This is a genomic window from Klebsiella sp. ME-303 (assembly GCF_007910085.1).
Classification (GTDB): Bacteria; Pseudomonadota; Gammaproteobacteria; order Enterobacterales; family Enterobacteriaceae; genus Klebsiella; species Klebsiella michiganensis.
Genome location: NZ_VOJB01000086.1, coordinates 1 through 2,228 on the forward strand (window position 1 = coordinate 1; position 2,228 = coordinate 2,228).

The following is a 2,228-nucleotide window of genomic DNA, read 5'->3' on the forward strand; positions in this document are numbered from 1 at the left end:
GCGTTCGCTGGCGCGAATATCTCGGATGCGCTCCAGCATCTCATCGAAATAATCGGGTACAGCCGATGTACCAACAGGCGGATTTTTCAGCCGCTCATCGTCCATCACAAAGCCTTTGATCAGATACTCCTGGAGCGTCTGGGTTGCCCACTGGCGGAACTGAGTGCCGCGAGGGGAGCGAACGCGATAGCCAACGGCAAGTATCAGAGGCAAACTAAAGTGTTGAACCTGATAATTTTTTCCATCACTGGCAGTTGTTCGGTAAAACCGAACAACTGAATTTTCCTCAAGTTCGCCTTCTTCAAATATATGCTTTATATGCTCGCTGATGGTGGCTTTCGCTTTACCATAGAGTTCGCAAATCATTGCCTGCGAGAGCCAAAGCGTATCGCTTTCAAAGCGGCATTCAACACGTACTTTCCCATCACCGCTGGCAAACATAACGAACTCGCCTATGGGGGACGACGTTAAGTGTTCATTTGCCATATAGCCTCCGGGTTAACCTGCTTTGGTTCGCATAGTATGTCAGAAGAGCATAAATTTCATTAGACGGACGATTAACCCGGCGTCATTTGGCAGCGGCTATCCAGAAGGCGAACATGTCCGGGCGTCAGACGAGATGAAGCGTGTTGTTGACGCTTTTAAAGGATTGCTGAATTTGCAGTAGCTCCGCTTTAAGCATTTCTTCCTTATCGCTCTGCGGCAGCAGCACAATACAGCCATCCATTACCTTAACTGTGAAGCGCTTTCCGGTATCGAACCCCGCTGCGCGTAACCACTTGCCGGAAAGGGTGAGACTTGGTGTACTGGTGTCCCGACCTTGCGGGCGATATCCCACAATCAGGTGACGCTCGGTTCCGGAAACGGCAAAGTCTGGGGTAGAATACGAATCAGCCATAATCAACTCCTTGATAGTTGGTGTGGTTAGACGCTCCGGCTGTGTTCCCGCACTTCGGAGCGTTGTTTGTACAAGAGGCTTTTAGGTGGCCTCCTATATGTTAAGATTAGTTGGATAGGTGGCCTCATGTCAATCATAGCGCGCGAAAAAAAACCAAAGGGCGGCGGTCAGTCTCCGCAGTTCAAAATGCGCATTGATCCGGCATTAAAGGAGCAGCTGGATGCTGTTGCAGCGGAAGAGGGGGTGAGTCTCGCCAGTTGGTTGAAGGAGCTGGCGAGGGAGGCTTTGCGGACGAGGGGTATTGAACCTAAGGGATAATTTTTTCACTCTGTTTTCAATATTTTTTTCTTAAGTGGAATAGCAGGAAGCAAATTGTCAGACTTCCCAAGGACATTACTATCGTAAAAATTGTTTTTATTATTGTTTCATGATTTTCATAAAAAGAAGCTATATTTGATGAAGTTCCAAAATGTAGTTCACCGTATTTAATCTTGGCAATTTGGTTTTCATTTCCAATTCTAATATCGCTTTTTTTAAATTTATTATTTTTAGCCCAAGCCCAAACCTTATAATTTCCACCTTGTCTTATTGATGGTATTGACAAGCGAGTAAGCGCATCTGGTTTTTTAATTTGTTCTTTTTTGTCGTCTATAACCATAACTAAAACCTTCTCAGGATAGTCAATATATAAATCTTTTGCTGACGCATCCCCTGAGTTATGTACATTGATAAAGATCAATTTTTTATATTCCTCTAAACCATTTTGAAATGGAGGTTTAAATGGAGTTAAAATAGAATTAATAATTTCCTTAACAAATTTTGATTTTTCTTCAAATCTGGCATTTTGTGCAACACTATCAATGCGATCATAAATATTATTATAATCCGCTTCATCAAGAGTAAGGCTCATAATTTCATTATATTGGGGTGGGGTATAAAATATATTATCAGTAACGTATGCTGTAAGGTGTGATGCCGGTTTGTTAATGCTATATATTGTTATAATAGTAGTGATTATTCCTGTTATCATAGAAACAATCATACTGAGATTATTAATTTTCATATAGTTCCTTCCATAAGTATCAATTTATATTTATCAAATAAATGAGAGTATTATTTTATTTTTATACCAGAAAACTCGTCATAATAATATGCTGAATATGAAAATCCCTTTCAGAAAGTGTGCGCCTTGTATAATTGACGAGAAACATTAGGGGCTGTGATGAAAGAAAGTGGAAGCAAAAACTCATGGAAGGAATACGAAGTGATATGTGCTACTGAACCGGAGAAATTGGCATTAGTAGACCCCCCACAGTTGCGTTAGGTGCAG

General features: G+C 41.7%; 4 protein-coding genes. 1 reads left to right on the top strand and 3 read right to left on the bottom strand.

All coding sequences use genetic code 11. The annotated features are described in order from the left end of the window. The coding region (locus FQK12_RS17970) for a virulence RhuM family protein (RefSeq protein ID WP_186711206.1) at positions 1 to 486 on the bottom strand (486 nt) is incomplete at its 3' end. A gap of 124 nt (positions 487 to 610) precedes the next feature. After that, the gene (locus FQK12_RS17975; protein ID WP_038422927.1) at positions 611 to 898 is read right to left on the bottom strand and encodes a SymE family type I addiction module toxin; all 288 of its coding nucleotides are present in this window, start codon (positions 896 to 898) and stop codon (positions 611 to 613) included. Between the two features lie 126 nt (positions 899 to 1,024). On the opposite strand from FQK12_RS17975, the gene FQK12_RS17980 reads away from it, so the two are divergent. Then, a complete protein-coding gene (locus FQK12_RS17980) occupies positions 1,025 to 1,216 on the top strand; it encodes a toxin-antitoxin system HicB family antitoxin (protein ID WP_023321787.1) in 192 nt (63 codons plus the stop codon). Between the two features lie 16 nt (positions 1,217 to 1,232). Here the strand turns inward: FQK12_RS17980 and FQK12_RS17985 are convergent, their stop codons facing one another. After that, positions 1,233 to 1,961, bottom strand: a complete 729-nt coding sequence (locus tag FQK12_RS17985; RefSeq protein WP_014227275.1) for a hypothetical protein — start codon at positions 1,959 to 1,961, stop codon at positions 1,233 to 1,235. Between the last annotated feature and the right edge of the window lie 267 nt (positions 1,962 to 2,228).

Bases quoted from the DNA above. Each gene is read 5' to 3' on its own strand.
- FQK12_RS17975 (WP_038422927.1), bottom strand. From the start codon at position 898: ATGGCTGATTCGTATTCTACCCCAGACTTTGCCGTTTCCGGAACCGAG.
- FQK12_RS17980 (WP_023321787.1), top strand. From the start codon at position 1,025: ATGTCAATCATAGCGCGCGAAAAAAAACCAAAGGGCGGCGGTCAGTCT.
- FQK12_RS17985 (WP_014227275.1), bottom strand. From the start codon at position 1,961: ATGAAAATTAATAATCTCAGTATGATTGTTTCTATGATAACAGGAATA.